Here is a 26,005-nt window from a genome sequence, read left to right on the forward strand (position 1 = left end):
TAAGATTGAAATCACACGCAAACCAAATGGTGATGCGATTGTAACGCCTAAGAAACCAGATGGTTCAACATACCCATCAGGTAGCAAGGTAGTGATTCCAGGTGAAAACAACACACCAATCGAAGTCACAATCGGCGACAATGGTTCAGGTGAAGTACCAAATGACAAGCTTCCTAAGAAAGATGTCCCAGGTACAGGTAAAGTAACAGAACCTAATAAGAAACCATCACAACCAGTAGATGTAACAACACCAGCTCGTAAGACACCAACAGTAGATGTTGAACAAGATCCTAAGACAGGTGACGTTACAGTAACACCGAAGAAACCAGATGGATCAACATTCCCACCAGGAACTAAGGTAGAAATCCCAGGTGAAGATGGTCCAATCACTGTTGAAATCGGTGAAGATGGTAAAGGTAAAGTACCAAATGACAAACTTCCTAAGACAGATGTCCCAGGTACAGGTAAGATTACTGAGCCAGGTCAACCAACAGTTGAAGTTCCAGTAGAAACTCCAGCTAAGGTAACACCAAATGCACCAAGAACTGAAAAACCAGGTAAGATTGAAATCACACGCAAACCAAATGGTGATGCGATTGTAACGCCTAAGAAACCAGATGGTTCAACATACCCATCAGGTAGCAAGGTAGTGATTCCAGGTGAAAACAACACACCAATCGAAGTCACAATCGGCGACAATGGTTCAGGTGAAGTACCAAATGACAAGCTTCCTAAGAAAGATGTCCCAGGTACAGGAACAGTAACCGAACCGAACAAGAAACCATCACAACCAGTGGATGTAACAACACCAGGTCAAAAGACACCAACAGTAGATGTTGAACAAGATCCTAAGACAGGTGACGTTACAGTAACACCGAAGAAACCAGATGGCTCAACATTCCCACCAGGAACTAAGGTAGAAATCCCAGGTAAAGATGGTAACCCAATCACTGTTACAATCGGTGAAGACGGTAAAGGTAAAGTACCAAACAGTGACCTACCAGAAGGAGATGTTCCAGGTACAGGTAAGATTACTGAACCAGGTAAACCAGCAGTGGAAGTTCCAGTAGAAACTCCAGCTAAGGTAACACCAAATACCCCAACAGATACAATTCCAGTTGCACCAGTGACACCTGATACGCCAGTCAAACCTGATACGAATGGAGGCTCTGGTCAAGATACACCTACACCAACAACTCCAAATGCAGTTACTCCGAATGCGGATCAGGTAGATACTAAGACTACTAATGATAATGGAGCTAAATCAAATGATTCTCAAAATGTATTGCCAAATACAGGAACAGAATCAAATGCGACTCTTGCATCTCTAGGACTTCTTGGTATACTAGGCGGTCTCGGACTTGCTCTTGGAAAGAAAAAAGAAGACTAAAAATTTAGTCAAATAAACATTCATTCTTTTGTGTTATAAAGACAAACTAGATTGGTTCTGGGAATCATGTTAGTCGTAAAATAAAAAGAATGTTTAGATAAAGAAAGCGAACAATGCTAGGATTTTGTTAAACGGAATTCTAAGTATTGTTCGCTTTTGTGGTATAATAAATACTATGCAGAAGAAACCGACATCAGCCTACGTGCACATACCATTTTGCACACAGATTTGTTATTATTGTGACTTTTCCAAGGTCTTTATTAAAAATCAGCCAGTAGACAGTTATCTAGAGCATCTACTGCAAGAATTTCATTCTTATGATATTCACAAATTGCGTACACTCTATATTGGTGGTGGGACACCGACAGCCTTGTCCGCTTCTCAATTGGAAGTTTTGTTAGAAGGATTGACTAAAAACTTAGATTTGTCAGTCTTAGAAGAATTGACTATTGAGGCTAATCCTGGTGACCTGGATGCTGATAAGATTGCTATTCTGCAAAATTCTGCAGTTAATCGTGTTTCACTAGGTGTTCAGACCTTTGATGATAAAATGCTGAAAAAGATAGGGCGTAGTCATACGGAAAAGGATATTTATGAAAATATTGATCGTCTCAAACTGGCTGGTTTTGACAATATTTCCATTGACTTAATTTACGCACTTCCTGGGCAGACCATGGATCAGGTAAAGGACAATGTCGCTAAGGCAATTGCCCTTGATATTCCTCATATGAGTCTCTATAGCTTAATTTTAGAAAATCATACGGTCTTTATGAATCGTATGAGACGAGGGAAATTACCTCTTCCTAAGGAAGAATTAGAAGCAGAGATGTTTGAGTATATCATTGCAGAACTAGAACGAGCTGGATTTGAGCACTATGAAATTTCTAATTTTTCTAAGCCAGGCTTTGAAAGTCGACATAATCTCATGTACTGGGATAATGCCGAGTATTATGGAATAGGTGCAGGTGCGTCTGGCTATGTAGATAGTGTTCGCTATAAAAATCATGGTCCTATCCGCCATTATTTAAAGGCGGTAGAAGAGGGAAGTGCTCGTATCAATGAAGAACACCTGAGTCAAAGGGAGCAAATGGAAGAAGAGATGTTTCTCGGCCTTCGCAAGAAGTCAGGAGTTTCGATGGCACGCTTTGAAGAAAAATTCGAACGGTCTTTCCAGGAACTGTATGGAGAAATCGTCAAAGACTTGATTCAACAAGGTCTCATGCAGCTTGATGGTGACCGTGTTCGTATGACCAAGAGAGGTCTCTTTTTAGGAGATACAGTAGCGGAACGATTTATATTGGAGTAAAATTATGGGCTTAACTTATCAAATGAAGATGAAAATTCCTTTTGATATGGCTGACATGAATGGTCATATCAAGCTACCAGACCTTATCTTGTTGTCCCTCCAGGTATCTGGTATGCAGTCAATTGAACTGGGAGTGAGTGACAAGGATGTTTTAGAACAGTATAATCTGGTCTGGATTATCACAGATTATGATATCGATGTGGTTCGTTTGCCTCGTTTTTCTGAGGAAATCACCATTGAAACAGAAGCTTTGACCTATAATCGTCTATTTTGCTACCGACGCTTTACCATTTACGATGGAGCTGGTCAAGAGATCGTTCATATGGCAGCTACCTTTGTCCTTATGGATCGTGAGAGTCGAAAGGTTCATCCTGTAGTAGCAGAAATTGTCGCCCCTTATCAATCTGAGTTTTCTAAGAAACTGGTCCGTGGGCCAAAATATAGAGAGCTGGAAGAAGCGATAAGCAAGGATTATCACGTTCGTTTCTATGACTTAGATATGAATGGTCACGTCAATAACAGCAAATACCTAGATTGGATTTTTGAGGTCATGGGAGCCGATTTCCTGATTAACCATATCCCTAAAAAAATTAACCTCAAATATGTTAAGGAAGTTCGACCAGGTGGAATGATTACTTCTAGTTATGAATTAAATGGATTAGAGAGTAATCATCAAGTCACAAGTGATGGCGATATCAATGCCCAGGCAAAGATAACTTGGCAAGAAATTAACGAAGATTAGAAAGAAAGATATGACTTATAAAGGATATTTAATTGATTTAGACGGAACGATCTATAAGGGGAAAGATAGAATCCCTGCGGGAGAGGCTTTTGTTCACGAGTTACAAAAAAGAGAGATTCCTTATCTTTTTGTAACAAACAACACCACTCGTACACCTGAAAGTGTTCAAGAGATGTTAGCCAATCAGTTTAACATTGACACGCCTGTATCGACGATCTATACTGCAACTTTAGCGACTATTGATTACATGAATGACCTAGGACTTGAAAAGACAGTCTATGTCATCGGAGAAGCAGGCCTAAAGGAGGCCATTCAAGCAGCAGGGTATGTCGAAGATAAAGAGAATCCAGCCTATGTGGTTGTTGGTTTGGACTGGCAAGTAGACTATGAAAAATTTGCTAAGGCAACCCTAGCTATCCATAAAGGTGCTCACTTTATCGGTACCAACCCTGATTTGAACATCCCGACGGAACGTGGACTTTTGCCTGGTGCCGGTTCACTGATTACTCTTCTTGAAGCAGCAACTCGTGTAAAACCAGTTTATATTGGAAAACCTAATGCGATTATTATGGACAAGGCTGTTGAACACCTAGGACTTAAACGCCAAGAAATTGTCATGGTGGGAGATAATTATCTTACTGATATTCGAGCTGGTATTGACAATGGCATTCCTAGTCTTTTGGTAACGACAGGATTTACAAAACCTGAAGAAGTAGAGGATTTGCCAATTGAACCAACTCATGTCCTTTCAAGTCTAGCGGAGTGGAATTTCGATGAAAACTAAGTTTACTTTTGTAGGAAGTATTCTCTTTCTCCTCTCGCTTGCGATTTTATTGACCATTTACCTGGCTTGGTTGGTTTACCCTCTGGAGATTTCTTGGTTAAACTTGACAAATCGTGTTCATCTGCAACCTCAGACCATCCAGCATAATTTTAATGCTTTGATGGATTATTTGACCAATCCATTGAGTCAAGTATTGGAAATGCCGGATTTTCCTTCATCTGCATCTGGAATCCATCATTTTGCAGTTGTGAAGGGACTTTTCCATCTTGCTCAAGGAGTAGCAGTAGTAACTCTACCGATTTTCTATCTTTTTTGGAAGCAAGTTATTCAGAAAGGTTTTCTGCCACTTTATCGTAGAGCACTCTTAATCATACTTTCTCTACCTTTGGTTCTTGGTTTAGTTGGTGTCTTCATTGGTTTTGAACAATTCTTTACCTTATTTCATCAGATTCTTTTTGTAGGTGATGATACCTGGCTGTTTGATCCAGCAAAAGATCCTGTCATTCTCATCCTACCAGAGAACTTTTTCCTCCATGCCTTTCTCCTATTTTTCTGCTTGTATGAATTGATTTTTGGATTTATGTACCTACAGAGTCGAAAAACAAATAGATAAGTGAAGAAAAGTATTACTGATTCCAAATAAAATGTAGGAAAAACTATCGTTTATAACATAAATATTTCTATATTTAAGCAAAACATTCATATGTGATTCTAAAAAACCTATTTTTCTTGAAAAAGTAGGTTTTTTTACGGAAATAACTAGTCAAGCGCTTTATTTTTTTGTATAATAGAAATAGAAAAGTATGTAAAGAAGAGGAAAGCATGATTACACTATTTTTATCACCGAGTTGTACATCATGTCGTAAAGCAAAGGCCTGGCTCGAGAATCATAAAGTGCCATTCCAAGAGCATAATATTATGACCAGCCCTTTAACGAGAAAAGAACTGCAACACATTCTTTCCTTGACCGAAAATGGTACTGATGACATCATCTCGACTCGTTCAAAGATTTTTCAAAAATTGAATATTGATGTAGAGAGTATCTCAGTATCGGAGTTGCTTCATTTAATTGAGCAGTATCCGAGTCTTTTGCGTCGTCCGATTATTATTGACGCAAAGCGGATGCAAATCGGTTTTAATGAAGATGAGATTCGTGCTTTTCTCCCTCGTAGTTACCGTAAACAAGAACTGAAAGAAGCTACATTGAGAGCTGGTATTAATTAGATGAATAAACAGTATAGTTACCCACTAGATTTGTCGTGGAGCACTGAAGAACTTGCTTCAGTGCTTTCTTTTTTTAATGATGTTGAAGCAGCCTATGAGACTAAGGTAGAGGCAAAAAAACTACTAGATTCCTATAAGGGATTCAAAGCAGTTGTTCCAAGTAAGAGTGAAGAAAAACGCTTGGGCCGTGAATTTGAAACTGCGAGTGGTTATTCCTTCTATCGAGTTGTCCAATTAGCCAAAGAGCAAGAGGAAGGGAAGATTTCGCTTGGAAAATAAATTTGCGTTTGCCAAAGAGATTGTCAAGGAAGCAGCGAGCTATATTCGAAAACATATGAAGGATGATCTTCATGTTGAGAGAAAAACCTCGCCGACAGACTTGGTGACTCGTTTGGATAAGGAAGTCCAGAATTTTTTGGTTGATAGGATTCGTTCGAATTATCCTGATGACCAATTTTGTGCAGAAGAGGGTTGTCTGCGTGCTTCAGTTGGATATGGATCTGTTTGGGTCATTGATCCCATTGATGGTACTAACAACTTTGTCGCCCAAGGTGAAGATTTCGCCATTATGGTAGCGTATTTTGAAAACGGTGTGGGTCAGTTTGGGATCATTTATGATGTCATGAAAGGTCATTGTTATCATGGAGGAGGTGCTTTTCAGGCCTGTCTCAATGAAGAACTCTTGCCGAACTTTAAGGATAAGCCCTTGCGAGATTTTCTAATTGCGAGTAATGCTGGTATGTTGGAAACAAACGCTTGGGGTGTAGCAGAATTGGCTAATGCTTCACTTGGTGTGCGAATATATGGAAGTGCGGCTATTAGTTTTTCAAAAATATTATCTGGTCAGCTATTGACCTATATCACCTATCTCCAACCTTGGGACTATGCTGCAGCTAGTATCATAGGAGAAAGTTTAGGGTATCAGATTGTAACCTTAACTGGAGAACCGGTGGATTTTCAGACACGACAACCAATTATGATGGTTCCAACTGACAAGTTGGCAGAAATCCAATCCTATATCTATGAAAGGAAATAAACTTACATGCAATTTCCAGAAGGATTTGTAAAAAAATATGAAGCAATATTGGGAGATGAGGCAAGAGCTTTTCTTGCCTCTTTTGATGATGAGGCAGTTTCCGCCTTTCGCATCAATCCCTTAAAAGAAAGACAAGTTTCTTTTTCAGATGCTATTCCAAATACACCCTGGGGCTACTATGGAAAGGTTTCTGGAAAATCTCCTGAGCATGTAACAGGTTTGGTCTATTCCCAAGAACCTGCTGCACAAATGGTTGCACAAGTAGCTCAACCAAAACCAGGTATGAAGGTCTTGGACTTGGCAGCGGCTCCCGGTGGGAAATCCACTCAACTGGCAGCCTATCTTGCAGGCGAAGGTCTTCTTGTTTCCAATGAAATTTCTAGCAAGCGAGCAAAGATTTTGGTTGAAAATATGGAACGGTTTGGAGCGTCAAATGTAGTTGTGACCAATGAATCTGCCGATCGTTTGGCTAAAGTGTTTAAGGGATATTTTGACCTAATTGTTCTAGATGCTCCATGTTCTGGAGAAGGAATGTTCCGAAAACAGCCAGATGCTATGGATTATTGGAGTGTAGAATATCCAAGCCAATGTGCTGACTTGCAGCGTGAAATTCTAGAGGATGCAGTCACCATGTTGGCTAATGGTGGACGTTTGGTCTATTCAACCTGTACCTGGGCCCCAGAAGAAAACGAAGAAATTATCAAATGGTTACTGGATAGTTATGATTTTGAATTGATTCCAATCGAACCTATCAATGGTATGGCTCCTGGGATTGATTTTTCTGAGACAGCTAGAATGTACCCACATCACTTTAAGGGAGAGGGCCAGTTTGTTGCCCATTTGCAATTTCGAGGGGAAAATAAGGCCTCTAAATTCAAGCCATCTAAGTCTAATCTCTCTCGAGAGCAGCTTTCTTTATGGCAAGATTTTGAAAAAAAACACCTAAAGATTAATTTGCCAGGTATTTTACAGACTTTTGGTGACCAACTGTATCTCTTGCCTGAAGTTCTACCAGATTTGGGTAAACTTAGGATTGCACGAAACGGACTTCATCTTGGAACCTTTAAGAAAAAACGTTTTGAACCAAGTTTTGCACTTGGCCTAGCTTTGAAACCAAGTTTAGTCAATCAAGTCATTGAAATACATCAAGAAGACTTCTTTAGATACGTAGCTGGTGAAACAGTTCAGCTGGCTGAAACTTTGCCAAATGGCTGGTACCAAGTTTTGGTTGGTGGGAATGGTCTAGGTTTTGCAAAAATGACCGGAAATACCTTGAAGAACTATTTCCCTAAGGGTTTGAGGTTTAAGGTAAAAAACTAGTCAAAATCAGTATTCTATGTTATAGTGGAAGTATGGATTTTTTGCATAAAACATTAGAAAATAGGGCGAAATTCCAAGCTATTCATCATTATTTTCAAGGAGACAAATAGTGAAAAAATTTAAAAAACTCACCCTCTTTCTTGCAACTTTTTTACTTGCTGGTTCACTAGCAGGATGTGCAAGTTGGATTGATCGTGGGGAGTCAATGACGGCTGTTGGCTCAACTGCCCTCCAACCTTTAGTCGAGGCGGCAGCAGATGAATTTGCATCAGCTCATATCGGTAAAACGGTCAATGTTCAAGGTGGAGGTTCTGGTACAGGACTATCGCAGGTTCAGTCAGGAGCAGTAGATGTCGGAAACTCGGATGTATTTGCTGAGGAAAAAGACGGTATTGATGCTTCAGCCTTGGTCGATCATAAGGTAGCTGTTGCAGGTTTGGCTGTTATTATCAATAAAGAAGTAGATGTTGATAATCTAACGACAGATCAACTCCGACAAATCTTCACTGGAGAAATTACCAACTGGAAAGAAGTCGGCGGGAAAGATTTAGCCATCTCTATAATCAACCGTGCGGCTAGTTCAGGTTCTCGTGCAACCTTTGATAGTGTGATCATGAATGGTCAATCAGCAATGCAAAGTCAGGAACAGGATTCAAACGGGATGGTCAAATCAATCGTTTCTCAAACCCCTGGAGCTATTTCCTACCTAGCCTTTGCATATGTCGATGATTCGGTTGGGACAATCAAACTCAATGGTTATGAACCAATTTCAGAGAATGTGACCACGAATAATTGGCCTTTGTGGTCTTATGAACATATGTATACACTTGGTGAGCCAAATGAATTGGTTGCCGAATTCTTAAACTTTATCCTTTCAGACGAAGCTCAGAACGGAATCGTTAAAGGAATGGGCTATATTTCTGTTAAGGAAATGAAGGTTGAAAAAGATGCTGCAGGAACTGTAACAGCGCTAGAAGGGAGTCAATAATGAATCAAGAAGAATTATCTAAAAAATTGCTCTCTCCGTCAAAGAACTCTCGTCTTGAGAAATTAGGGAGAAGTCTGACTTTTGCCTGCCTCTCTTTGATTGTTATCATTGTGGCTATGATTTTAATCTTTGTAGCCCAAAAAGGTTTGTCAACCTTCTTTGTCAATGGTGTGAATATCTTTGATTTTCTCTTTGGTGCAACTTGGAACCCTTCAGGTAAGCAATTTGGTGCTCTTCCAATGATTTTAGGTTCCTTTATCGTTACCATCCTATCAGCTCTTATCGCAACACCATTTGCAATTGGTGCGGCAGTCTTTATGACAGAAGTATCGCCAAAAGGAGCTAAGATTTTGCAACCAGCTATCGAACTTCTAGTTGGGATTCCTTCGGTAGTTTACGGATTTATCGGTTTGCAGGTCGTCGTACCTTTTGTACGTAGTGTCTTTGGTGGAACAGGTTTTGGTATTTTATCGGGGATTTTCGTTCTCTTTGTTATGATCTTGCCGACTGTAACCTTTATGACAACTGATAGCTTACGTGCAGTTCCTCGTCACTATCGTGAAGCTAGTTTAGCTATGGGAGCAACTCGTTGGCAAACAATCTGGCGTGTTACTTTGAAGGCTGCTCGTTCAGGTATTTTTACGGCTGTAGTCTTTGGTATGGCGCGTGCTTTCGGTGAAGCCCTTGCGATTCAGATGGTTGTCGGAAACTCAGCAGTTGTTCCAACTTCATTGACGACACCAGCAGCGACTTTAACATCTGTATTGACCATGGGAATTGGTAATACCGTTATGGGAACTGTTGATAATAATGTTCTTTGGTCACTGGCCCTAGTATTGCTCTTGATGAGTTTGGCCTTTAACAGTGTGATTAAACTGATTACGAAAGAAAGAGGAAAGAAAAACTATGCACGCTAAGAAATTAGATAAACTTGCAACAGCTGTCCTCTATACCATCGCGGGAATCATTGTGACCATTCTAGCTTCCTTGATTCTTTATATCTTGGTTCGAGGCTTACCTCATGTTTCTTGGTCCTTCTTGACTGGAAAATCATCTTCTTATCAAGCAGGTGGAGGGATTGGAATCCAGCTTTATAATTCCTTCTTCCTTTTGGTCATCACCTTGTTCATCTCTGTGCCTTTGTCAATGGGAGCTGGAATATACTTGGCTGAATATGCCAAAAAAGGTCGTGTTACCAACTTCGTTCGTACCTGTATTGAGATTTTGTCTTCACTGCCATCAGTCGTAGTCGGTCTCTTTGGTTACCTTATCTTTGTAGTTCAGTTTGAATATGGATTTTCAATTATTTCAGGTGCCTTGGCTTTGACTGTCTTTAACCTTCCCCAGATGACGCGTAATGTTGAAGACAGTTTGAAACACGTTCACCATACACAACGTGAAGCTGGTTTAGCACTTGGACTCTCTCGTTGGGAAACAGTTCTTCATGTCGTTATCCCCGAAGCACTACCAGGTATTGTAACAGGTATCGTGCTTGCATCAGGTCGTATCTTTGGTGAAGCTGCGGCTCTTATCTATACGGCAGGACAATCAGCACCAGCTCTTGACTGGTCAAACTGGAATGTCCTAAGCGTAACCAGTCCAATCTCAATCTTCCGTCAAGCAGAAACCTTGGCTGTTCATATCTGGAAAGTCAACAGTGAAGGAACTATTCCTGATGGAACACTTGTTTCAGCAGGTTCTGCTGCGGTGCTCCTAATCTTTATCTTGATCTTTAACTTTGGAGCTCGCAAACTCGGAAGCTACCTACACAAGAAATTAACCGCTGCCTAAAGGAGAAGCCATGTCAAAATATAATTGGGATGAAAAGCATATCATTACCTTTCCAGAAGAAAAAGTGGCCCTCTCTACTAAGGATTTACATGTTTACTACGGTAAAAACGAATCCATAAAGGGCGTCGATATGCAATTCGAAAAAAATAAAATCACGGCCCTGATTGGTCCGTCGGGATCAGGGAAATCAACCTACCTACGCAGTCTCAATCGTATGAATGATACCATTGATATTGCAAAGGTTACAGGACAGATTCTCTATCGAGGTATTGACGTTAACCGTCCAGAAATTAATGTTTATGAAATGCGTAAACATATCGGAATGGTATTTCAACGTCCAAATCCATTTGCTAAATCAATCTATCGTAATATTACTTTTGCACATGAACGTGCAGGAGTCAAGGACAAGAAAGTCCTAGATGAAATTGTAGAAACATCACTTCGTCAGGCTGCCCTCTGGGATCAGGTCAAAGACGATCTTCATAAGTCAGCCTTAACGCTTTCAGGTGGTCAGCAGCAACGTCTCTGTATCGCGCGTGCTATTTCTGTAAAACCAGACATTCTCTTAATGGATGAGCCAGCATCAGCCTTGGATCCGATTGCGACAGCTCAACTTGAAGAAACCATGCTTGAGTTGAAGAAGGACTTTACCATTATCATCGTAACTCACAGTATGCAACAAGCTGCGCGTGCTAGTGATTATACAGGATTCTTCTACCTGGGTGACTTGATTGAGTATGATAAAACTGCAAATATTTTCCAAAATGCCAAGCTACAGTCAACAAATGACTATGTAACTGGACACTTTGGTTAGAGAGGAAACAGTATGACAGAACCGATTTTACAGGTTTCAGACCTGTCAGTCTATTACAATAAAAAGAAGGCCTTGAATAGTGTTTCCTTATCCTTCCACCCCAAGGAAATTACGGCCCTTATCGGTCCGTCTGGATCTGGGAAATCAACACTTCTAAAGGCTATTAACCGAATGGGTGACCTTAATCCTGAAGTGACGACAACTGGATCAGTGGTTTATAATGGGCACAATATCTATAGTCCGCGTACCGACACGGTTGAATTACGTAAGGAAATCGGGATGGTTTTCCAACAACCAAATCCCTTCCCTATGTCTATCTACGAAAATGTTGTTTATGGTCTCCGCATTAATGGGGAAAAAGATAAGAACGTTTTGGATGAAGCTGTGGAGAAAGCTTTACAGCGTGCTTCAATCTGGGATGAGGTTAAGGATCGCTTGCATGATTCAGCTATTGGACTTTCAGGTGGACAGCAGCAACGTGTCTGTGTAGCCCGTGTATTGGCGACTAGTCCAAAGATTATCCTCTTGGATGAGCCTACCTCAGCCTTGGACCCTATTTCTGCTGGTAAGATTGAGGAAACCTTGTATGGTCTAAAAGACAAATACACCATGCTCTTGGTTACGCGTTCTATGCAGCAAGCATCTCGAATCTCCGATAAGACAGGCTTTTTCCTCAATGGAGATTTGATTGAATTTAACGATACCAAGGATATGTTCCTCTATCCTCAACATAAGGAGACAGAGGACTACATTTCAGGTAAATTTGGATAAGGAGTGAGAAGATGTTACGATCTCAATTTGAAGAAGATTTAGAGAAATTGCATAATCAGTTTTATGCTATGGGACAAGAAGTTCTTTCCCAAATCAATCGTACCGTACGTGCTTTTGTAACGCATGACCGTGACATGGCTAAAGAAGTCATTGAGGAAGATGCAGAAGTAAACGAATACGAAGTGAAACTTGAAAAGAAATCATTTGAAATGATTGCCCTACAACAGCCAGTTTCACAAGACTTACGTACAGTTTTAACAGTTCTAAAAGCTGTGTCAGACTTAGAACGTATGGGGGACCATGCTGTATCTATCGCAAAAGCAACGATTCGTATGAAGGGTGAGCAGCGTATCCCTGCAGTTGAAGAAGAAATTAAAAAAATGGGTCGTGAAGTAAAAAACTTTGTTGAAGCCGCTTTAGAACTTTATTTGAATGGTTCTGTGGATCAAGCCTATGAAGTTGCAACCATGGATGAAAATATCAACCATTACTTTGATAACATTCGAGACCTAGCTACAGAGGAAATCAAAAAACATCCAGAAGCTATCGTCACAGGACGTGATTATTTCCAAGTTATTTCTTACTTGGAACGCATCGGTGACTATGCAAAGAATATCTGTGAATGGGTTGTTTACTTTGAAACAGGTAAGATTGTAGAATTATAAAGTATTCAAATGCTAAAATTATTGTGAAAGCTTACTTTTTACTAGAGTAAGCTTTCATTGTATAGATAATTTACTTTGTCAGAGGTGAATAATGAACTACATACAGAATATAAGAAAAAAAGTTGGAAAAGATAAAATTATTTTAAATTTCACATGTGGAATATTAAGTCAATCAGGAAAAATATTATTACAAAAACGAGCAGATAAAGGAACTTTGGGATTACCAGGTGGTGCTTTTGCATAATAATAACAGGTGTTTAAAACTCTGATAAATTAAGTGGTTGAGTGTTTTACAAATTATACTTACTGTAAAAAGTTCAAAAAGAATGTTATAATTTAAAATGGAGGATATTACCATGAAAATTAATGCTGTAGATTTATTTTGCGGTGTTGGAGGGTTGACCTGTGGTGTTCAGCAAGCAGGTATAAATGTAATTGCAGGTTATGATATAGATCCTCGTAGTCAATTTGCATATGAATTTAATAATAAAGCGAGATTCATCTTAAAAGATGTTAAAGAAATTGATAGCAAGGAAATTACTGCTCTTTATCCGAATGATACTGATATAAAAATTTTAATGGGTTGTGCCCCATGCCAACCCTTTTCAACTTATAGTCATAAGTACAAGAATAGTGAGAATACACTTCAGAAGATGGATCTTTTAGACTATTTTGGGAAACAAATAGAGTATGTTCAACCCGATATTGTTTCGATGGAAAATGTTCCACAAATGGTCAATGAAAAGGTATTTAAAAAATTTATCCAGATTTTGAATGATAATAATTACTTAATTGATTACAAAGTGGTATTTGCGCCAGATTACGGTGTTCCTCAAAAAAGAAAGAGATTATTACTTTTAGCTTCAAAATTAGGAGAAATCAAATTAATCCCCGCACAATTTAATAAAGATAATTACCCAACACTTCGAGATACAATTGGAAATTTACCAAAATTGCAGGCAGGAGATACTGATTTAAATGACCCCCTTCACAGAAGCAGAAACCTATCTGAATTGAATATGAAGAGAATAAAGCAGTCAAAACCTGGTGGAACTTGGAAGGATTGGGACGAGGAGCTATTACTGGAAGCTTATAAGAAAAAAAGCGGAGCTTCTTTTGGATCGGTATATGGTCGTTTAGAGTGGGATAAACCTGCTAATACAATTACAACACAATTCCCAGGAATAGGAAATGGGCGATTTGGACATCCTGATCAAGATAGAGCTTTAAGTTTACGTGAAGGTGCAATGTTACAAACATTTCCGAGAGATTACTTATTTACAAAACCTGAACTTGGGGGAAAATATCCTATTTCACAGGTAGCATTACAAATTGGGAATGCTGTCCCTCCGAAGTTAGGTGAAGTTATTGGAAATAGTATATTGAAGCATTTGGAGAAAATTAAATGAGTATTGAGAAAATAGACTTGCAAATTGCCTTTGGTGCTGTAAAGCATTTTGGCAGAAATTTATATACATCAAATCCACCAGCAATCACAGAATTGATTGCAAATTCTTGGGATGCTTATTGTACAGAGTGTAATATTTATTACAATGATACTGAAAATGATGGGGATAAAAAAACTTCTTTGCTAATTGTTGATGATGGTATTGGTATGACAGATGAAGAGTTGTCTGGTAGATATGCTATTTCTGGTACAGAAAAAAATACTGATTCAGTTAGACGTCCTGATGGAATTCCCCTTAGACCTTATATGGGTAGAAAAGGTATCGGAAAATTTTCAGCATTTAGTTTAGGTGATAGTTATGTACTTTATACAAAGAGTGACATAGATACTCAATGGAAAAAAATGATTTTTAGATATGAATTATTACTTGAAGACAGACCGACTGTTCCAATTGCTGTGGAATACATTGATTCTTTGCAAGAATTGAAAGAGTTTTTTCCAGATTTAGAGGAAAATACTACTGGAACAATTGTTTATATACCTAAGATGAGAAGAAAAATTATCTCATCAAGTATTGAGGGATTGAAGAATTTAATTTCTAGAAGATTCTCTATAAATGTAATTAATAATCATGATTTTAGTCTTAAAATTAATTCAGAAATTGTAGATTTGAGCCAGCATTTTTATGATGATAATTTAGAGTTTGTTTATTATTTCGGTACAGAGTTAGAAGAAATCAAACAACGCTTCCCTAATGTTCCAGAAAAGAATTTTTACAAAGAAGATGATGAATTCTTTACTAATCATTCAATTAGTGGATGGCTCGGTACTGTCGAAATTCCCAGTCAATTACTTGCTGATGAAAATATAAGTATTTCAGGCGTAATAGTCTATATTCATGGAAAATTAGCTGATGAGGATATTTTACGGGATAAATTAAAAAATAGGATAACAAACTCATACTTTTTAGGCGAAGTCAATGCAGATTTTCTTCAAAATGAAGAAGAAGACCCTGTGCTTAGTAGTAGAGAGGGTTTAAATAAAGAAATACCAAATGTTAAATTATTAATTGAAAAACTATCTAAAATAAGTAATAAGTTAAATTCAAATTGGAATGATTTGCGTGCTAACAGAGATATAGAAAAACTTGATTTTCTTGATAAAATGTTAAGTACTGATAGTGGATTGGGGACCGCATTCAAATTTTATAACGATAAACAGCAAAAACAGGTTGCAAAGCTTGCACAAAGAGTTTTTGATAATGATGAAAAATATTCAGATGCTGAATATAGAGTTTATGGACAAGCAATCTTTGCACTTGTAAATAATAAAGTTATAAATGAAATTACTATAGATACAGATACGGAGACTTTTGGAGAGATCTTAAAGAAATTCTATAGCTTATTTGAGAAAACGGAACTAAATGCTGCTTTACGTATGAAATCTAATATTGAAGATCGTATTAGTATTATCAATAAACTAAAACTAATTATTGACACTGAGGATGTTGAGAGTGTTTTTGAGGAACATCTAGCTAAAAATCCATGGTTGATTAATCAATATTGGGATAAACCAAGTAATGAAATTGTGATTGAAACACAAAACACATATAAAGCAATTATTCAAGAACGTAAGGTTAGTGGAAGAACCGATATTATTACAAAAGTTGCAGATGAGCCTTATCCAATTATCTGTGAGCTAAAAAGAGAGAAAGTTACTGCGTACTCTACACCTGAAATTTCCGAAATAACCAGTCAGATCTATAAATACAGACGATTTATTAGTGATGAAATAAACCGATCAAATAGTTCTTTAAGAATCTCAAATACTAATGATATAAAAGCTTATTTTATTTGTGGTGAGAAATCTAAGGAAAAACTAGAAGATTTAGATTTAATTGAATTGAAAAATAACAATATCGAATTAAAAACATATCAAGAGATTATTAGACAAGCTGAAAGAGTTTATAGTGATAGAGTAAGAGAGTAAAATTTTTTTATTTAATAAGCCTTATTCCCCTTACTGTGGGGTTCCATTGGATTAGGTAAATCGGCTGTAGAAGCGTTAGTTCGAGAGTTTTACGAAGAAACTGGACTGAAAGTGACAGTGAAAAAACTTTTAAATGTTTATACAAAATATTCAGATAGTTATCCAAATGGTGATGAGGCTCAAGTTCTTACAATTTTGTATTTAGTTGCATCTGAAACTTCTATCTCTACAAATGTTTTTACGAGTGACGAAACTTTAGAATTAGGATTTTTTGAACATAGGGACATACAAAATATCACAATTGTAAACCAGCAACATCGAGATATGATAAATGATTTTTTTGAAAATATGTTCCCAATAGATAGATAAACCAATCATTGAATTTGTATTTTTTATAAATTTATTTTATGGAAAACGCAAGAAAATGTTGACAAGTACTTCTAAATAAGTTATAATTATACAAAATTAACAGAGAGGTTGTTTATTTATGAATTTTAAAAAATGGATATTTGTCTTATGTAGTTTTCTTGCAAGCTTCTTATTGGTAGCTTGCCAATCGTCTAGCTCAAGCTCGCAGTCTGCAGTGGAGGCCATCAAGCAAAAAGGAAAATTAGTGGTCGCAACTAGTCCCGACTATGCTCCCTTTGAGTTTCAAGCACTTGTGGATGGTAAAAACCAAGTCGTAGGTGCGGATATTGACATGGCGCAAGCAATCGCTGATGAACTTGGAGTGAAATTGGAAGTTTCAAGCATGAGTTTTGATAATGTCTTGACCAGTCTTCAAACAGGAAAAGCAGACCTAGCAATTGCGGGAATCAGTGCAACTGAAGAAAGACAAGAAGTCTTTGATTTCTCAATTCCTTACTATGAAAATAAAATTAGCTTCCTGATCAGAAAATCAGATCTTGAAAAATACAAGGATTTGGACTCTCTAGCAAGTGCTAATATTGCAGCTCAGAAAGGAACTGTTCCAGAATCAATGGTTAAAGAGCAACTTCCAAAAGCCCAGTTGACTTCATTGACCAACATGGGAGAAGCAGTTAATGAGCTTCAATCTGGTAAAGTTGATGCAGTTCACATGGATGAACCAGTCGCTTTAAGCTATGCTGCTAAGAACTCAGATTTGGCAGTAGCTACAGTAAATTTGACTATGAAAGAGGGCGAAGCAAATGCTGTAGCTATCAAAAAAGGTAACTCAGATTTGAAGGAAGTGGTTGATAAGGTTATCCAAAAATTGAAAGATGATGGAACTTACCAAACTTATCTTGAAAAAGCTGCTAAGCTAACAGAAGTAGAACAATAAAAAAATAACAGAGGCTGGGACAAAAGTCCTAGCCTCTCAATTGTCTTTGGATTATCGAGCAAGACGCAGTGGTTGAGTGGGCTCTACTACGCTGATTTCATCAGCTTTTACAGCCTTACTCAACTGTGCGGAGGTGGGACGACGAAATCGAATTCTAACGAAGTACCGATTTCTGTCCCACTCTCTGTTTTTAAATAGCTTAATGTTGTTTCAATATTTTCTAGGGGAACTTTTGCAAAATGATAAGGACAAGTCCCTATGTAGGATGATTCGAAAAAGTCAAGACCTAGAGAACTGTGTTTGAGACTAGCAATTTTAGGAAACTGTCTCAAATCAAGTAAGATTCCATCGTGGAGTGGATAACTTGGGAGATTGATAGGATTGCTTTTTAAAAGTTTTTGAATCTTAGCTTGATTCTTTTCTTGGAGTATTAGTCTAGCTAGTCTATTTTTTTCGAATAATTGACTATCAATGTAGAGAGATAAGGCCTTTTGCATAATGAGATTGTTATCATAGTCAAGGATATTTTTATAGGATACAAAGGCTTCTTTGATGGCATTTGGAAGAATGAGGGCAGTAATCCGAAGAGCAGGAAAAAGGCTGGTAGAGAAGGATTTGATATAGATGACTAAATCATTTTGATCAAGGTAATGAAAGGTTTGACCCATTTTGGGATCTAGGTCTCCCAGATAGTCATCTTCTACGATGTAAATCTGATACTTGACAGCCAAATCTAGAATAGCTCGTTTTTCTTGGTCCGTATAGGAATGTCCTAGAGGATAGTGAAAGCGTGGAATGGTATAGAAAAACTTAATCTTTCCAGTTTTAAAGTGTTCTTCTAGTTCATTTAGGTCAATCCCATCAATCCGTCGTTCAATGGTTTGATAAGGAAGCCCCTGAGCCAGCAGAAGTTGGTTCATTCGATGATAGGTAGGTTGCTCAACAAGAATTTCCTGCGCCTGACTCGGAAAGTCTATCTGAGAAAGGATAAAGAGAGCCTGTTGGGTTCCAGATGTAAGAACCAATTGGTCTGGTTTACTGTAGATAGCTTGCTCAAAGAGTAGTTTCTGAACGGACTGACGTAATTCTTCTAAGCCTTCTTGGTGTTCATAGTAGTTGTAGAGATAATTTTCTCGCCCAATCAAGCTCTCATTAACGCACAGACGAAAATCATCATAGGCTGCTGCGTGTTCATCGTTAACTGAGATAATTAAGTCTTCATGACTGGTTTGTTGCTCCAATACATAATAACCACTTTGAGGTTTTGAGTAGATATATTTCTCGTATCGGAGTTCTAAGAGTGCGCGCTGTATGGTGTCTTTGCTACAGTGAAAATCTTGACTGAGTTTTCGGATAGATGGTAGGCGACTTCCAGTGTGAAATCTACCTGATTCTATCTCGTTTTTTAGATAGTGAACGACTTGTTCATACTTGCTTTCTTGCTTCATCCTAGACCTCTCATGATTTTGTTACATTGTACCTTTTTTTTAGAAGTTTGGCAATGTTATACTCTTCGAAAATCTCTTCAAACCGCGTCAACGTCGCCTTGCCGTAGGTATGGTTACTGACTTCGTCAGTTCTATCCACAACCTCAAAACAGTGTTTTGAGCTGACTACGTCAGTTCTATCCACAACCTCAAAACAGTGTTTTGAGCTGACTACGTCAGTTCCATCTACAACCTCAAAGCAGTGCTTTGAGCTGACTTCGTCAGTTCTATCCACAACCTCAAAACAGTGTTTTGAGCAACCTGCGGCTAGTTTCCTAGTTTGCTCTTTGATTTTCATTGAGTATTAAAAGGCAGTCTAGCATTCAATTCTAATCAGAAATGTGATATACTTAGTAAGTAAAATTTTCAAAGAAGAGTGAGATGATGAAGGTGCAAGAACCAGTTAAATTATTCCAATACAATACTTTGGGAGCCTTGATGGCGGGACTTTACGGTGGAACCATGACCGTTGGTGAATTGCTTGAACATGGTGATTTAGGATTAGGAACCCTGGATTCTATCGATGGAGAATTGATTGTCTTAGATGGGAAAGCTTATCAGGCTAAGGGATCAGGTGAGAAACCTGAAATTGTGGAAGTTTCACCAGATGCTTTGATCCCCTATGCAGCAGTTGTACCCCACCAGGCAGAAGTTATTTTCCGTCAGCGTTTTGAAATGACTGATCAGGAACTTGAAAAACGTATTGAGTCCTATTATGATGGAGAGAATCTTTTCCGTTCCATCAAGATTCATGGTGATTTTAAACACATGCATGTGCGCATGATTCCTAAGTCAACCTCTGAAACTAAGTTTGCAGAAGTAGCAACGCATCAGCCAGAGTATAGTCGCGAAAATGTTTCAGGAACCATCGTCGGTTTTTGGACACCTGAAATTTTCCATGGAGTTAGTGTTGCTGGTTACCATCTACACTTTATCTCAGATGACCTAACCTTTGGTGGCCACGTTATGGACTTTGTCATCAAGGAAGGTATTGTAGAAGTGGGTGCAGTTGACCAGTTGGATCAACGTTTTCCTGTTCAGGATCGTCAATATCTATTTGCTAAGTTTAATGTTGACGAGATGAAAAAAGATATCGATAAGTCAGAATAAAAGGAGTCAAATATGAAAATTCATGTAATAATAACGATGGTGGCCTTGTTTGCCGTCCTCATTGCAGCAGTTTGGTACGCAAGAAAGAAATACAAGATTAATTTTGCAGTTTTGGGACTTGGGGCAGTTGCATTTTTTGCTTCATCTCAGGTCTTGGAGAAAATCGTTCATCTCTTGGTTCTTCATCCACAAAAGGATGGGACAGTTCCACTCATGACGGAAAATCCCCTTCTATATGTGATTTACGGGATCTGTATGGCTGCTTTGTTTGAAGAAACAGCTCGACTAATCTTTTTCAAATGGTTGAACAAAAAAAGAGAGATGGAAGATTCAGATGCCCTCGCCTATGGTCTTGGTCATGGTGGGCTAGAAATGATTTATATCGGAATTGCAAGTTTACTCAATCTCTTCATCCTCTTTTCAGCAGTAGAATCGCAAAATCCAGCCATCATGCAACTCTTACCTGAGAGTACGCTTGCTACGATTAACAATCTAGCAGCATGGCAGATTTACCTTTTGGGACTAGAGAGAATCCTAGCCTTACTTCTTCAAGTCGGTTTGACCTTCTGGGTTTATCAAGCAGTTCGCCAAAAGAAATGGATTTACCTAGTAGCGGCTTATGGTTTGCACGCCCTATTTGATTTGGCTCCGAGCCTATCTCAAGTTGGTTGGTTGTCAAATCCACTTCTCGTAGAAGGATTGTTAGCAGTGGAAGTTATTATTTTTATTTACTTTACAAAAACGATCTTTTATAAAAAGCAATAATACAAAAAAGAGGTTCATCCTCTTTTTAGTTTGAGCTTTTGAAAAAGCTAACCAAATCATCGAAAAAAAACGCTAAAAATGGTATAATGGAATGAATTTTATAAAAGGAATAGAAAAATGACCGTATTAGATAAACTAAAAGAAACCTTAGAAGGAATCGATATTCGATTCGATGAACCGCTAAAAACTTATACCTATACCAAAGTTGGAGGGAAGGCAGATTATTTAGTTTTTCCACGCAATCGCTATGAGATGGCTCGTGTGGTAAAATTTGCCAATCAGGAAAACATTCCTTGGATGGTTCTTGGAAATGCAAGTAACATTATCGTCCGTGAGGGTGGAGTACGTGGCTTTGTAATCATGTGTGACAAGCTCAATAATGTTTCTGTTGATGGTTACACTATTGAGGCTGAAGCTGGAGCAAACTTGATTGAGACTACACGTATTGCCCTTCGTCATAGTTTGACTGGTTTTGAGTTCGCTTGTGGTATTCCAGGAAGCGTCGGTGGTGCTGTCTTTATGAATGCTGGCGCTTATGGTGGTGAGATTGCTCATGTTCTCCAGTCTTGTCAAATCTTGACTAAGGAAGGTGAAATCGAAACCTTGTCTGCTAAAGACTTGAACTTTGGTTACCGTCATTCAGCTATTCAAGCATCAGGGGCAGTAGTCCTTTCTGCTAAGTTCGCCCTAGCTCCAGGTAATCACCAAGTCATCAAACAGGAGATGGATCGCTTGACTCACCTTCGTGAACTCAAGCAACCTTTAGAGTATCCTTCATGTGGATCAGTTTTTAAACGTCCAGTGGATCATTTTGCAGGTCAATTGATTGCAGAAGCAGGCTTGAAAGGTTATCGTATCGGTGGCGTCGAAGTCTCAGAAAAGCACGCAGGCTTTATGGTCAATATTGCTGATGGAACTGCTAAGGACTATGAGGAATTAATCGAGTCTGTCATTGAGAAGGTTAAAGAGCACTCAGGCGTTACCCTCGAGAGAGAAGTTCGAATCCTAGGAGAGCATGAATAAAATAAAAATAGCCTAGCTGCTGCTAACTAGAATGTAGAGGGGGTGAAAGCCTATCGGTAGCGAAGATGCATGCAGGTGGTATAACTCCCTGCAAGAGGTAGTGGCGGCCTGACAGAGCCCTGATCTGTTAATCTATGAAAAAGAAGGAATTTATGCCAATTGAAAAAACCAATTATCGAATTCAGAAACGTTTCTAAAGTTTTTGAAGATAGCAACACCAAGGTTCTCAAGGATATTAACTTTGAGTTGGAAGAAGGGAAGTTCTACACACTTCTCGGTGCCTCAGGATCTGGTAAATCAACCATCCTCAATATCATTGCGGGTTTGTTGGATGCAACAACTGGTGATATCATGCTAGACGGTGTCCGTATCAATGATATCCCAACCAATAAACGAGATGTTCATACGGTCTTCCAGTCTTACGCCTTGTTCCCACATATGAATGTGTTTGAAAATGTTGCTTTTCCATTGCGATTGCGTAAGGTCGATAAAAAAGAAATCGAACAACGTGTATTAGAAGTTCTCAAAATGGTACAGTTGGAAGGTTTCGAAAAACGTTCAATCCGTAAACTATCTGGAGGACAACGTCAGCGTGTGGCCATTGCGCGTGCGATTATCAACCAACCTCGTGTGGTACTCTTGGATGAGCCTTTGTCAGCCTTGGACTTGAAATTGCGAACAGACATGCAGTACGAACTGCGTGAACTGCAACAGCGATTGGGGATTACCTTTGTCTTTGTTACCCACGATCAAGAAGAAGCCTTGGCTATGAGTGACTGGATTTTCGTTATGAATGATGGTGAAATTGTTCAGTCAGGAACACCAGTTGACATCTACGATGAGCCTATCAACCACTTTGTAGCCACCTTTATCGGTGAATCCAATATCCTGCCTGGAACTATGATTGAGGACTACTTGGTTGAGTTCAATGGCAAACGCTTTGAAGCGGTCGACGGTGGGATGAAGCCAAATGAACCGGTCGAAGTTGTGATTCGCCCAGAGGACTTGCGCATTACCCTTCCAGAAGAAGGAAAACTTCAAGTGAAGGTCGATACTCAGCTTTTCCGTGGGGTTCACTATGAGATTATCGCCTATGACGAACTTGGCAACGAATGGATGATCCACTCGACTCGTAAAGCCATCGTGGGTGAGGAAATCGGTCTGGACTTTGAACCAGAAGACATCCACATCATGCGTCTTAATGAAACAGAAGAAGAGTTCGATGCTCGTATCGAAGAGTACGTAGAAATCGAAGAGCAAGAAGCAGGTTTGATTAATGCTATCGAGGAGGAAAGAGATGAAGAAAACAACCTCTAAACTCTTTGTAGTGCCCTACATGCTTTGGATTGCACTCTTTGTTTTGGCACCTTTGGTCTTGATTTTTGGGCAATCCTTTTTCAACATCGAAGGCCAGTTCAGTTTAGAAAACTATAAATCTTATTTTGCGTCACAAAACTTGACCTATCTCAAAATGAGTTTTAACTCAGTTCTTTATGCAGGGATTGTAACTCTAGTGACGCTACTTATCAGCTACCCAACAGCCCTTTTCTTGACCCGCCTCAAACACCGTCAACTCTGGCTCATGCTGATCATCTTGCCAACTTGGATCAACCTGCTCCTTAAAGCCTATGCCTTTATCGGGATTTTTGGGCAAAATGGCTCTATCAACCAATTCCTTGAATTTATCGGAATCGGTTCGCAGCAGTTACTCTTTACGGATTTCTCATTTATCTTTGTTGCAAGCTACATCGAGCTTCCATTTATGATTTTACCTATCTTCAATGTCTTGGATGATATGGATAATAACCTTATCAATGCGAGCTATGACCTTGGTGCAACCAAGTGGGAAACTTTCCGTCATGTCATCTTTCCTCTGTCTATGAATGGAGTGCGAAGTGGTGTCCAATCTGTCTTTATCCCGAGTTTAAGTCTCTTCATGCTGACACGTTTGATTGGGGGGAACCGAGTGATTACCTTAGGGACTGCCATCGAGCAGAACTTCCTGACAAACGATAATTACGGTATGGGTTCAACTATCGGTGTTGTTCTTATCCTGACCATGTTTATCACCATGTGGGTGACTAAGGAAAGGAGAGAACGATGAAAAAATTATCAAATCTTTACCTAGCCTTTGTCTTTATCGTCCTCTATCTGCCAATCTTTTACTTGATTGGTTATGCCTTCAATGCTGGGGATGATATGAATAGCTTTACAGGCTTTAGTTTGTCTCACTTTGAAACCATGTTTGGCGATGGAAGACTCATGCTCATCTTGGTTCAGACATTTTTACTAGCCTTCCTATCAGCCCTGATTGCGACTGTTATTGGGACTTTCGGTGCTATCTACATCTACCAATCACGCAAAAAATATCAAGAAGCCTTCCTATCACTCAATAACATTTTGATGGTTGCCCCAGACGTTATGATTGGTGCCAGCTTCTTGATTCTCTTTACACAACTCAAGTTTTCTCTTGGCTTTCTGACGGTTCTGTCTAGTCATGTGGCCTTCTCCATTCCAATCGTAGTGCTCATGGTCTTGCCTCGATTAAAAGAGATGAATGGAGATATGATTCATGCGGCCTATGACCTTGGTGCCAGTCAGTTCCAAATGTTTAAGGAAATTATGCTTCCTTATTTAACGCCGTCTATCATCGCAGGTTACTTCATGGCTTTCACCTATTCCCTAGATGACTTTGCCGTGACCTTCTTTGTAACGGGGAATGGTTTTTCAACCCTCTCAGTCGAGATTTACTCTCGGGCTCGTAAGGGGATTTCCTTAGAAATCAATGCTCTTTCAGCCTTGGTCTTCCTTTTTAGTATTATCCTGGTTGTTGGATATTACTTCATTTCACGTGATAAGGAGGATCAAGCATGAAACGACTCTATTCATTTTTAGCAGGAATTTTAGCGATTATCCTAGTCTTGTGGGGAATTTCCTACCATTTGGACAGTAAAATCAATAGTCGTGATAGTCAAAAATTGGTCATCTATAACTGGGGAGATTATATCGATCCAGACTTGATTGAACAATTTACAGAAGAAACAGGAATCCAAGTCCAGTATGAGACCTTTGACTCCAACGAAGCCATGTATACCAAGATTAAGCAGGGGGGTACAACCTATGATATTGCCATCCCAAGTGAGTACATGATTAACAAGATGAAGGATGAAGACCTTCTAGTTCCACTGGATTATAGTAAGATTGAGGGCCTTGAGAATATCGGTCCAGAGTTTCTCAACCAGTCCTTTGACCCAAACAATCAGTACTCTATCCCATACTTCTGGGGGACCTTGGGAATCGTCTACAATGAGACTATGGTGGAAGAAGCGCCTGAACATTGGGATGACCTTTGGAAGCCAGAGTATAAAAACTCTATTATGCTTTTTGATGGGGCGCGTGAAGTACTTGGTTTAGGTCTTAACTCACTAGGCTATAGCCTCAACTCTAAAGATCCACAGCAGTTGGAGGAAACGGTCGATAAGCTCTACAAGCTAACTCCAAATATCAAGGCTATTGTGGCGGATGAGATGAAGGGGTACATGATTCAGAATAACGCTGCCATCGGTGTGACCTTCTCTGGTGAAGCCAGTCAGATGCTAGAGAAAAATGAAAATCTCCGCTATGTTGTTCCGACAGAGGCCAGCAACCTTTGGTTTGACAATATGGTGATACCTAAGACAGTTAAGAACCAGGACGCAGCCTATGCCTTTATCAACTTTATGTTGAAGCCCGAAAATGCTCTAAAAAATGCAGAATATGTCGGCTATTCAACACCAAACAATGCTGCTAAGGAAATGCTCCCTGAGGAGACAAAAGAGGATAAGTCCTTCTATCCTGATGCAGACACTATAAAACACTTGGAAGTCTATGAGAAGTTTGACCATAAATGGACAGGAAAATATAGTGACCTCTTCCTACAATTTAAAATGTATCGGAAGTAGGAATAGATAAAAAGAACGAATCAGTAACAGCTGGTTCGTTTTTTGAATAGTTGTATAGCTGTATATTTTTATAGTGAATTAAAATAAGATGCGAACAGAGAGATTAGGAAAGTCAAACTAATTTCTAGAAATATTTTTAGCAGTTGTA

27 protein-coding genes and 2 pseudogenes are annotated in these 26,005 nt (G+C 39.0%); 27 read left to right on the plus strand and 2 right to left on the minus strand.

Annotation, left to right across the window (positions count from 1 at the left end):
• From M1R56_RS00005 to M1R56_RS00100, 20 genes and pseudogenes are all read left to right on the plus strand, one after another.
• Nucleotides 1-1,390: LPXTG cell wall anchor domain-containing protein (locus M1R56_RS00005; protein ID WP_248034057.1), on the plus strand; the 1,390-nt coding region annotated here is incomplete at its 5' end.
• 175 nt (nt 1,391-1,565) lie between these two features.
• Nucleotides 1,566-2,696: a radical SAM family heme chaperone HemW gene (hemW, locus tag M1R56_RS00010; protein ID WP_248034059.1), complete on the plus strand. Its 1,131-nt coding sequence runs from the start codon at nt 1,566-1,568 to the stop codon at nt 2,694-2,696.
• Nucleotides 2,697-2,700: 4 nt separating this feature from the next.
• Nucleotides 2,701-3,438 (plus strand): acyl-[acyl-carrier-protein] thioesterase, encoded by a 738-nt coding sequence (locus M1R56_RS00015; protein WP_248034062.1) that lies wholly within the window; start codon nt 2,701-2,703, stop codon nt 3,436-3,438.
• Nucleotides 3,439-3,448: 10 nt separating this feature from the next.
• Nucleotides 3,449-4,222 carry a TIGR01457 family HAD-type hydrolase gene (locus tag M1R56_RS00020; protein ID WP_248034064.1) on the plus strand — a complete coding sequence of 258 codons (774 nt, stop codon included), beginning with the start codon at nt 3,449-3,451 and terminating at the stop codon, nt 4,220-4,222.
• Entirely contained in the window at nt 4,212-4,835 is a 624-nt protein-coding gene (locus M1R56_RS00025) for a TIGR01906 family membrane protein (RefSeq protein ID WP_248034066.1), read from the plus strand. The genes M1R56_RS00020 and M1R56_RS00025 overlap by 11 nt, the downstream gene beginning before the upstream one ends.
• A gap of 209 nt (nt 4,836-5,044) precedes the next feature.
• Complete coding sequence (locus M1R56_RS00030) at nt 5,045-5,446, plus strand: Spx/MgsR family RNA polymerase-binding regulatory protein (RefSeq protein ID WP_045763368.1); 402 nt, start codon at nt 5,045-5,047, stop codon at nt 5,444-5,446.
• Entirely contained in the window at nt 5,447-5,725 is a 279-nt protein-coding gene (locus M1R56_RS00035; RefSeq protein WP_075231718.1) for a UPF0223 family protein, read from the plus strand.
• Complete coding sequence (locus M1R56_RS00040; RefSeq protein WP_248034068.1) at nt 5,715-6,482, plus strand: inositol monophosphatase family protein; 768 nt, start codon at nt 5,715-5,717, stop codon at nt 6,480-6,482. Before M1R56_RS00035 ends, M1R56_RS00040 begins: the two co-directional genes overlap by 11 nt.
• Before the next feature lie 6 nt (nt 6,483-6,488).
• The gene (locus M1R56_RS00045; RefSeq protein ID WP_248034069.1) at nt 6,489-7,802 is read left to right on the plus strand and encodes an RsmF rRNA methyltransferase first C-terminal domain-containing protein; all 1,314 of its coding nucleotides are present in this window, start codon (nt 6,489-6,491) and stop codon (nt 7,800-7,802) included.
• A 109-nt stretch (nt 7,803-7,911) separates the two neighbouring features.
• A complete protein-coding gene (locus tag M1R56_RS00050; RefSeq protein ID WP_045763364.1) occupies nt 7,912-8,790 on the plus strand; it encodes a phosphate ABC transporter substrate-binding protein PstS in 879 nt (292 codons plus the stop codon).
• Nucleotides 8,790-9,707 (plus strand): phosphate ABC transporter permease subunit PstC, encoded by a 918-nt coding sequence (pstC, locus tag M1R56_RS00055; protein WP_248034071.1) that lies wholly within the window; start codon nt 8,790-8,792, stop codon nt 9,705-9,707. Before M1R56_RS00050 ends, pstC begins: the two co-directional genes overlap by 1 nt.
• Entirely contained in the window at nt 9,697-10,581 is an 885-nt protein-coding gene (pstA, locus tag M1R56_RS00060) for a phosphate ABC transporter permease PstA (protein ID WP_000543058.1), read from the plus strand. Before pstC ends, pstA begins: the two co-directional genes overlap by 11 nt.
• A gap of 10 nt (nt 10,582-10,591) precedes the next feature.
• Entirely contained in the window at nt 10,592-11,395 is an 804-nt protein-coding gene (gene pstB / locus M1R56_RS00065) for a phosphate ABC transporter ATP-binding protein PstB (protein ID WP_045763361.1), read from the plus strand.
• A 12-nt stretch (nt 11,396-11,407) separates the two neighbouring features.
• Complete coding sequence (pstB, locus tag M1R56_RS00070) at nt 11,408-12,166, plus strand: phosphate ABC transporter ATP-binding protein PstB (protein ID WP_248034073.1); 759 nt, start codon at nt 11,408-11,410, stop codon at nt 12,164-12,166.
• Between the two features lie 11 nt (nt 12,167-12,177).
• A complete protein-coding gene (phoU, locus tag M1R56_RS00075; RefSeq protein ID WP_045763359.1) occupies nt 12,178-12,831 on the plus strand; it encodes a phosphate signaling complex protein PhoU in 654 nt (217 codons plus the stop codon).
• 91 nt (nt 12,832-12,922) lie between these two features.
• Nucleotides 12,923-13,066, plus strand: a pseudogene (locus M1R56_RS00080) (DNA mismatch repair protein MutT); the annotation flags it as partial.
• Between the two features lie 121 nt (nt 13,067-13,187).
• Nucleotides 13,188-14,240, plus strand: a complete 1,053-nt coding sequence (locus M1R56_RS00085; RefSeq protein ID WP_248034075.1) for a DNA cytosine methyltransferase — start codon at nt 13,188-13,190, stop codon at nt 14,238-14,240.
• Entirely contained in the window at nt 14,237-16,228 is a 1,992-nt protein-coding gene (locus M1R56_RS00090; RefSeq protein WP_248034076.1) for an ATP-binding protein, read from the plus strand. Before M1R56_RS00085 ends, M1R56_RS00090 begins: the two co-directional genes overlap by 4 nt.
• Nucleotides 16,229-16,267: 39 nt before the next feature.
• A pseudogene (locus tag M1R56_RS00095) lies at nt 16,268-16,597 on the plus strand (NUDIX domain-containing protein); the annotation flags it as partial.
• Nucleotides 16,598-16,715: 118 nt separating this feature from the next.
• Nucleotides 16,716-17,531 carry an ABC transporter substrate-binding protein gene (locus M1R56_RS00100; RefSeq protein WP_248034078.1) on the plus strand — a complete coding sequence of 272 codons (816 nt, stop codon included), beginning with the start codon at nt 16,716-16,718 and terminating at the stop codon, nt 17,529-17,531.
• Between the two features lie 119 nt (nt 17,532-17,650).
• Here M1R56_RS00100 and M1R56_RS00105 read toward each other — a convergent pair whose 3' ends face one another.
• Together M1R56_RS00105 and M1R56_RS00110 are read right to left on the minus strand one after the other, a co-directional pair.
• The gene (locus tag M1R56_RS00105; protein WP_248034080.1) at nt 17,651-18,979 is read right to left on the minus strand and encodes a PLP-dependent aminotransferase family protein; all 1,329 of its coding nucleotides are present in this window, start codon (nt 18,977-18,979) and stop codon (nt 17,651-17,653) included.
• Nucleotides 18,980-18,989: 10 nt separating this feature from the next.
• Nucleotides 18,990-19,316, minus strand: a complete 327-nt coding sequence (locus M1R56_RS00110; RefSeq protein WP_248034081.1) for a hypothetical protein — start codon at nt 19,314-19,316, stop codon at nt 18,990-18,992.
• Between the two features lie 83 nt (nt 19,317-19,399).
• On the opposite strand from M1R56_RS00110, the gene budA reads away from it, so the two are divergent.
• The 7 genes from budA (at nt 19,400) to M1R56_RS00145 (ending at nt 25,857) form a co-directional block, all read left to right on the plus strand.
• Nucleotides 19,400-20,128 carry an acetolactate decarboxylase gene (gene budA / locus M1R56_RS00115; protein WP_248034083.1) on the plus strand — a complete coding sequence of 243 codons (729 nt, stop codon included), beginning with the start codon at nt 19,400-19,402 and terminating at the stop codon, nt 20,126-20,128.
• A gap of 12 nt (nt 20,129-20,140) precedes the next feature.
• The gene (locus M1R56_RS00120) at nt 20,141-20,893 is read left to right on the plus strand and encodes a YhfC family glutamic-type intramembrane protease (RefSeq protein WP_075231709.1); all 753 of its coding nucleotides are present in this window, start codon (nt 20,141-20,143) and stop codon (nt 20,891-20,893) included.
• Nucleotides 20,894-21,010: 117 nt separating this feature from the next.
• Nucleotides 21,011-21,916 (plus strand): UDP-N-acetylmuramate dehydrogenase, encoded by a 906-nt coding sequence (gene murB, locus M1R56_RS00125; protein WP_248034085.1) that lies wholly within the window; start codon nt 21,011-21,013, stop codon nt 21,914-21,916.
• A 159-nt stretch (nt 21,917-22,075) separates the two neighbouring features.
• Entirely contained in the window at nt 22,076-23,233 is a 1,158-nt protein-coding gene (locus tag M1R56_RS00130; protein WP_248034087.1) for an ABC transporter ATP-binding protein, read from the plus strand.
• Nucleotides 23,214-24,020, plus strand: a complete 807-nt coding sequence (locus tag M1R56_RS00135; protein WP_000754116.1) for an ABC transporter permease — start codon at nt 23,214-23,216, stop codon at nt 24,018-24,020. Before M1R56_RS00130 ends, M1R56_RS00135 begins: the two co-directional genes overlap by 20 nt.
• Complete coding sequence (locus M1R56_RS00140) at nt 24,017-24,790, plus strand: ABC transporter permease (protein ID WP_075229404.1); 774 nt, start codon at nt 24,017-24,019, stop codon at nt 24,788-24,790. The genes M1R56_RS00135 and M1R56_RS00140 overlap by 4 nt, the downstream gene beginning before the upstream one ends.
• Nucleotides 24,787-25,857, plus strand: coding sequence for an ABC transporter substrate-binding protein (locus M1R56_RS00145; RefSeq protein ID WP_248034089.1), 1,071 nt, complete (start codon nt 24,787-24,789; stop codon nt 25,855-25,857). Before M1R56_RS00140 ends, M1R56_RS00145 begins: the two co-directional genes overlap by 4 nt.
• The last annotated feature ends 148 nt before the right edge of the window (nt 25,858-26,005 follow it).

It is taken from the genome of Streptococcus sp. oral taxon 431 (assembly GCF_023115445.1).
Classification (GTDB): domain Bacteria; phylum Bacillota; class Bacilli; order Lactobacillales; family Streptococcaceae; genus Streptococcus.

What these genes read in the sequence shown, in the direction of transcription:
- hemW (WP_248034059.1), top strand. Translation starts at nt 1,566, where the DNA reads ATGCAGAAGAAACCGACATCAGCCTACGTGCACATACCATTTTGCACA.
- M1R56_RS00015 (WP_248034062.1), top strand. Translation starts at nt 2,701, where the DNA reads ATGGGCTTAACTTATCAAATGAAGATGAAAATTCCTTTTGATATGGCT.
- M1R56_RS00020 (WP_248034064.1), top strand. Translation starts at nt 3,449, where the DNA reads ATGACTTATAAAGGATATTTAATTGATTTAGACGGAACGATCTATAAG.
- M1R56_RS00025 (WP_248034066.1), top strand. Translation starts at nt 4,212, where the DNA reads ATGAAAACTAAGTTTACTTTTGTAGGAAGTATTCTCTTTCTCCTCTCG.
- M1R56_RS00030 (WP_045763368.1), top strand. Translation starts at nt 5,045, where the DNA reads ATGATTACACTATTTTTATCACCGAGTTGTACATCATGTCGTAAAGCA.
- M1R56_RS00035 (WP_075231718.1), top strand. Translation starts at nt 5,447, where the DNA reads ATGAATAAACAGTATAGTTACCCACTAGATTTGTCGTGGAGCACTGAA.
- M1R56_RS00045 (WP_248034069.1), top strand. Translation starts at nt 6,489, where the DNA reads ATGCAATTTCCAGAAGGATTTGTAAAAAAATATGAAGCAATATTGGGA.
- pstC (WP_248034071.1), top strand. Translation starts at nt 8,790, where the DNA reads ATGAATCAAGAAGAATTATCTAAAAAATTGCTCTCTCCGTCAAAGAAC.
- pstA (WP_000543058.1), top strand. Translation starts at nt 9,697, where the DNA reads ATGCACGCTAAGAAATTAGATAAACTTGCAACAGCTGTCCTCTATACC.
- pstB (WP_045763361.1), top strand. Translation starts at nt 10,592, where the DNA reads ATGTCAAAATATAATTGGGATGAAAAGCATATCATTACCTTTCCAGAA.
- pstB (WP_248034073.1), top strand. Translation starts at nt 11,408, where the DNA reads ATGACAGAACCGATTTTACAGGTTTCAGACCTGTCAGTCTATTACAAT.
- phoU (WP_045763359.1), top strand. Translation starts at nt 12,178, where the DNA reads ATGTTACGATCTCAATTTGAAGAAGATTTAGAGAAATTGCATAATCAG.
- M1R56_RS00085 (WP_248034075.1), top strand. Translation starts at nt 13,188, where the DNA reads ATGAAAATTAATGCTGTAGATTTATTTTGCGGTGTTGGAGGGTTGACC.
- M1R56_RS00090 (WP_248034076.1), top strand. Translation starts at nt 14,237, where the DNA reads ATGAGTATTGAGAAAATAGACTTGCAAATTGCCTTTGGTGCTGTAAAG.
- M1R56_RS00100 (WP_248034078.1), top strand. Translation starts at nt 16,716, where the DNA reads ATGAATTTTAAAAAATGGATATTTGTCTTATGTAGTTTTCTTGCAAGC.
- M1R56_RS00105 (WP_248034080.1), bottom strand. Translation starts at nt 18,979, where the DNA reads ATGAAGCAAGAAAGCAAGTATGAACAAGTCGTTCACTATCTAAAAAAC.
- M1R56_RS00110 (WP_248034081.1), bottom strand. Translation starts at nt 19,316, where the DNA reads ATGAAAATCAAAGAGCAAACTAGGAAACTAGCCGCAGGTTGCTCAAAA.
- budA (WP_248034083.1), top strand. Translation starts at nt 19,400, where the DNA reads ATGATGAAGGTGCAAGAACCAGTTAAATTATTCCAATACAATACTTTG.
- M1R56_RS00120 (WP_075231709.1), top strand. Translation starts at nt 20,141, where the DNA reads ATGAAAATTCATGTAATAATAACGATGGTGGCCTTGTTTGCCGTCCTC.
- murB (WP_248034085.1), top strand. Translation starts at nt 21,011, where the DNA reads ATGACCGTATTAGATAAACTAAAAGAAACCTTAGAAGGAATCGATATT.
- M1R56_RS00135 (WP_000754116.1), top strand. Translation starts at nt 23,214, where the DNA reads ATGAAGAAAACAACCTCTAAACTCTTTGTAGTGCCCTACATGCTTTGG.
- M1R56_RS00140 (WP_075229404.1), top strand. Translation starts at nt 24,017, where the DNA reads ATGAAAAAATTATCAAATCTTTACCTAGCCTTTGTCTTTATCGTCCTC.
- M1R56_RS00145 (WP_248034089.1), top strand. Translation starts at nt 24,787, where the DNA reads ATGAAACGACTCTATTCATTTTTAGCAGGAATTTTAGCGATTATCCTA.